The organism is uncultured Bacteroides sp. (genome assembly GCF_947632445.1).
Taxonomy (GTDB): domain Bacteria; phylum Bacteroidota; class Bacteroidia; order Bacteroidales; family Bacteroidaceae; genus Bacteroides.
The window spans coordinates 1-4,261 of sequence record NZ_CANRPM010000118.1; the positions used below are offsets into that span (position 1 = coordinate 1).

At 53.5% G+C, this 4,261-nt stretch carries 3 protein-coding genes; all 3 read left to right on the forward strand.

Going from position 1 to position 4,261, the window contains the following annotated elements; genetic code table 11:
• Window positions 1–267 precede the first annotated feature (267 nt).
• Window positions 268–2,700 (forward strand): Mfa1 fimbrilin C-terminal domain-containing protein, encoded by a 2,433-nt coding sequence (locus Q0Z70_RS13160; RefSeq protein ID WP_298075211.1) that lies wholly within the window; start codon window positions 268–270, stop codon window positions 2,698–2,700.
• A 67-nt stretch (window positions 2,701–2,767) separates the two neighbouring features.
• On the forward strand, window positions 2,768–3,913 hold the full coding sequence (locus Q0Z70_RS13165) for a FimB/Mfa2 family fimbrial subunit (protein ID WP_298075213.1): 1,146 nt from the start codon (window positions 2,768–2,770) through the stop codon (window positions 3,911–3,913).
• On the forward strand, window positions 3,873–4,261 hold a 389-nt coding region (locus Q0Z70_RS13170), incomplete at its 3' end, for a hypothetical protein (protein ID WP_298075215.1). The genes Q0Z70_RS13165 and Q0Z70_RS13170, both read left to right, overlap by 41 nt.

Here is a 4,261-nt window from a genome sequence, read left to right on the forward strand (position 1 = left end):
CTGTCGAAGGCGGGCGGCAGCGCCGAAGCGGAATATGCGCGGGGCGTGCTGAAGGCCCTGCAGGGCGACTTCGAGGGCGCCAAGGCGAAAGTAAAGGCGGCGGAAGCCCTGGGTATGCCCGATACGGAGCGCATCCTGAACCATATCGAAGAGGCGGAAACCTTTGCACAATAGAATAAAGAAATAAATAATAAAGAAAGAGAAGACAGAAACCGGATAAAGAAAGAGAATCAGTAACCGAAAATTTAAACATAAAATTAAGATAAGATGAAAAAGATTAGTTTATTATTGATTGTGTCGCTATGTATGTTGGGAGGCTGCAAGGACGATCTCCTCAAAGAAGGCGGCGGTGAAAACGGCCTTACGACCGAAGGCACAAACTACATGGCCTTTAACATTGTATCTGACGGAGGAGCCACTACGCGCGCCTGGCCGGGTAATCCCACCGAAGAAACCGACTTCGATGCAGGCTCCGAGGGAGAGCAGGCCATAACGACCGCACCGGGCTCGAATGTCGCCCTATTTTTCAGAGCGGACAATTCGTTCCACTCCATGCGCGAGTTGACCCGTGTGGCAAACAGTGGGGATGCCAGCGACAGACAGCCGACAGAGAGAACCGTCGGCACATTCGTTGCCAATTTGAAAATAGAGGAAGGGCAAGAGGGGAGTCTGCCGACGAAGGTGCTTATCGTACTCAATGGCAATTCGAATCGTCTCGATGGGTTGGAAAGAGCCATCAAAGCCACAAATAAACATATTTACGATGAGCCGGATGCTCCAGAGGCACAGAGCGATGCCGAATATGCGCTTGCATACCTTACAAGACGGTTGAGCGATGAGACGATAGCTGAGGAAAATGCAAGTGTGGTAATTTTCTCGCCGGCAGGGATTCCTACCGAATATTGCACCATGACGAATGCCGTATATGTAGGCTCAGGAGAGAAGGAAGGAGACGAAACGTTAGCAGGGAAAGAGAAATCCTATCAGACAGGTAAGATATACAATTTAGCCTTGATAGGAGAGAAAAATATCCAAGCAACAGAAGATTTGGCAAAGGAGAATCCCCTGACGGTTCATGTGGAGCGTATGGCTGTAAAAGTTGAAGTTGACTTTGACAAGAATTTAGGGGTAGATACACTGGGCACAGGCACAAGCAACCCAGCCATGAAACGGGGTGGTTTTAAGTATCCCTTGCTGCTAAGACCGAAGGGAACCGGAGCAACGACCCAAGTAAAACAGGCTACCGGGACAGCAGTGGCAACAACGGATGTTGATTGGGCATTCGCGATGCTCGGTTGGTCTACCAACGCGGTTGCACGCCGTATGTACCTTTTCAAGAACCTGAACGATGCCCGCAACGATTTATCCAAATCGAAAGACGACACTCCACACTACGAAGGAGGCCTTACTAAGGATCCTGATTCAAAGGAAGAGATAAAGACGGCATTCTTTGGCTTCTGGAACGACGTTAAGCGTGCACGCTCCTACTGGGCAGTCGACGGCCACTATGCCAATCCGAACGTCTATCCCGTACAGTACCGCGATGCAAAGGACAATACAACCACACATTCGTATATGGATATTCCTTCTTCCGATACCATACCGCTCTACTACTATTCGTACACGCAGATGCGCATGATTAATATGGGATTGGTACCGAATGCTCCTTCAAATCTTACTGCAGATACTTACTCGAGATATTTACAGCGGGGCAATCTGCGCAGCGACTTACGGTATCGCTACTGCGGCGAGAACGTGCTGGGTCAAAAATTGATAGATAACACGGACCATATCTGGCGTGGCGCAGCGACCCATGTGGTTTTCATCGGACAACTGTTGCTCGGCAACGAGATACAGGCCTACCAAGATACATGCACGAAGTATGGCAACCAATTAACAGAGGGACTGTTGAACAGCGTACCGGACAAGTTGTATGCGGGCGGCTGCTATTGGAACCGCGCAGACTATATGCAGGATGCCTTCACAAAGATATACCGTGGATTGACCACCAGTTCCCGTACCATCACGGATTATTTCGGAGGAGGAGGCAAAGACATCGAATTACCTGATGCTAAAACTACGGTGTATTACGTAAAGGGCGACGTGGAAGAAATACTTGACTCTGAATACTTTCAGAAGATAGCAGCAAAAGAAGGGAAGGATAAGGTAACCGCAGATACCCTGAACGCTGTTCATGACAATTTCAAGTTCGACGCTGAGGACAAATCCTGCAACGGCGAAGATGACGACAAAGCTTGTATATTCCGTCTTTCCGCTGCCCAAGTGTCCAACGGTGACGGCCGCGTAATGCTCGGTCTGAAAAAAGGCTACAGACTTAAATTAGTGATTGAAAATAATCCAACACCGATATACATCACTCCAGAGCAGTTCCTGTCACTTGCATACGAGTTCGCCAATTACGCCGACTTCTATGCACACGGCCGTATGTACTATTATGCACCGATATGGCACAATGTGGGAACAGAAGTACCGCAGACACCGTCACAAGTCGGCGATATTGGTGTAGTCCGCAACCACTGGTACAAACTGACCATCAGCTCATTGCTGAAGCCCGGTATTCCGGTAAGCGACCCGACCCAGCCGATTATCCCGAACATCGACCCGACAGACCGGTATCTTGGCCTGGAGATCCATGTTCTCCCGTGGCATCTCATTAATCAGAGTGTAGTGCTGCAATAAGCCGGAACGGCTGAGAGAGAAAATAAAGGAAAAAAACGCAAGTCAGGCATTGGAAATGAACGGAAAAATGAAAGAAAAACTCACGCGACGCCTCGCTGTGGCCCTGATGGGGGCCGCAGCGCTGGCGGGGCTGTGGTCGTGCGAGAAGATCTACGACTACGAGGGCGACTGCGACCCCCACTGGCAGGTGAAATTCATCTACGACATGAACATGAATTTCGCGGACGCCTTTCCGGGCCCGATGGGCGTAGGGTCGGTGCATCTGTATGTTTTCGATGCGGAAACGCACCGTTTGGTGCTGGAGAAAGCGGAGACTTCGGGTGCGGAAGGCTTTGACATGGGCTACACGATGCCCGTCGAAGAGCTTCCCGCCGGCCGGTACGACTTCGTGGCCTGGTGCGGTCTGGCCGACAACCGCTCGTTTGTCAGCGGGACGGCCCCGACGCTTCTCGACGACACGGCGCCCGCCTGGCAGGTCACCGATGCGGTGTTTGCCGCACCGGATGCCGATGCGACACGGCGTCTCGACCCGCTCTACTACGGCCGCACGGGCAACTTTGAGATCTACGACGAGCAGGGCACCCACGTCGTGCCCGTCTATCTGACGAAGGACACCAACGAGTTCACGATCCTGCTGCAACACCGGTCGGGGCCGCTGAATCCCGAAGATTTCGAGATCAGGATAACGGACGGCAACACCGTGCTGCGCTGGGACAACGGGCTGGCACCGGTACAGACGCCTGCGGACTACCTGCCCTGGTGGCAGAAGAGCGGCGCCGTGCAGGACACGCCAGAGATAACGGTGGTGCCCGGCATGCAGGCCGAGTTCCTCGTGGTGCGGATTTCGACGTCGCGCCTCGTGAAACGCGAGAAGGCCGAAGACGACCCGCGCCTGATCATCACCAACCTACGGGACAACCACGAAGTCTACAACATCGACCTGCTGGAATACCTGCTGCTTCCCGAAGAGCACCGACACCTGCTCGATGCCCACAACAAGGAGCACGAAGTGACCGACCAGGAATACCTCGACCGCGCGAGCAACTGGACGCTCCAGTTCATTCTCGGCGACAAGGTGCCCGGCGGCGGCTGGTATGCGATGGATCTGCACATCCTCGGCTGGCACGTCATCAGGATGAATGCCGACCTCGGCGGTGCAGGCAGCCGTTCGGTTGTCGCGGCAGAAGCGAAAGAGACAGAAAGGAGAAAGTAGCATGACGATTCGCGAAAAACATATCGCACGCAGGCGGCGGGCACGCAGAGGCGCCTTCGCGGCGTTTGTCGCGGGAGTGGCGGCCTTGTGCTGCGTCGCGTGCATCAACGAGTATCCCGACGCTGCGCCGCAGGTGCAGGGGCCGAGCCTCGCGCTGATGGTCTCGCTTATGGACATCGAAGACGACCCGAAGGATGCCGCGAACGAACTGGAGCGTATGCACAACCTGCGCGTCATCATCACGCATAACACGGACGACGGCAAGGAGGAAATCGAATACAACCGATACATCGACTTCGACGATTCAAAAGGCGAGGGCAAGTATAAATACGGCTATCTCGAAGACCT